The following is a 615-nucleotide window of genomic DNA, read 5'->3' as shown; positions in this document are numbered from 1 at the left end:
AGCAAGTACAACTGGCGACCGGGCCGAAGTGGCAGTATAAGTGCCAGTTCTGCGCCAACGAATACGGCCCCGAGCACAGTTGGCAGTTCGACATCAATATCGATTTGGACCATATCATGCCCTGGTCCGAACTGATGCGCAACCGTGGCGCCTATCCGGGTTTTCCTACATTGCAAGGCGTTCCGGATTGGGATAACGCGAACGATGTTCAACGGATGTATAACGACTTAGACAATTTGCGCTTGAGTTGCCCTGGTCACAATCGAACAAGGGGGAGCAACATGTACTTTGATATCAAGAATGCCATGAATCTGAACAGGATTTTAAGTTAGCTTGATCATTAACCTCGCTGCTGTTTGCGGCGGACATTCTCGGTGAGGGTTTCGATTTTTTTCACGGTTTTCCCGGGCTCGTGACGTGGGGCTGGCCTGCGGTTCTTCCTCGCCGTCGCCCGCGACCACCGGATCGCCACCCGCGGCGGAACGGTCCGCGCCGACCACCTCGCGGAGAGGATTCCCAGACGGGCCTGGCAGAAGCTCTCCGCCGGAGCAGGCTCCAAGGGCGACCGTCACTACGACTGGGCCTTGGCCGCGATCGATGAAGACCGGCCGGGCC

1 protein-coding gene is annotated in these 615 nt (G+C 57.4%); it reads left to right on the top strand.

Annotated features, from left to right (window positions below):
• The coding region (locus tag KUM32_RS39730) for a hypothetical protein (RefSeq protein WP_217146595.1) at positions 1-332 on the top strand (332 nt) is incomplete at its 5' end.
• Positions 333-615 lie beyond the last annotated feature (283 nt).

This window comes from Streptomyces sp. AC627_RSS907 (assembly GCF_019049165.1).
Note: the sequence above shows the minus strand (reverse complement) of the source record. Positions and strands in the feature narration are given on the sequence as shown.